General features: G+C 51.2%; 1 protein-coding gene. It reads left to right on the forward strand.

Annotated features, from left to right (window positions below; genetic code table 11):
- Positions 1-86: 86 nt before the first annotated feature.
- The coding region (locus AC0L3U_RS39050) for a hypothetical protein (protein ID WP_473365066.1) at positions 87-301 on the forward strand (215 nt) is incomplete at its 3' end.

Raw genomic sequence — 301 nt, forward strand, 5'->3', positions numbered from 1 at the left:
CGCTGTCTTTTTCCATAGACGCGTTCCGGAAAGTCAGTCATAGCGGCCGGCATTGGTTTTATAGTGGGCCATGGTTCTCAGTTAGTGTGTTCCTGCCCGACCAAATATCTTCCAAAGCATCCGCCGCTTTTGACTTCCACCAGGAAGATTTAAAGGGAGTTACGATTACGGTGAGCCACGATTGGCTCCTGAAGTGCTTTCTCTTTGCAGCAGGGGCGCTCCTGTCGAGCAAAGCTCGCACATTCATCGTTGGAAAGATGCCAGGCGAGCCCAACCAGTACCTGATTGACCTACCTAATTG

It is taken from the genome of Bradyrhizobium sp. Kon69 (assembly GCF_055807515.1).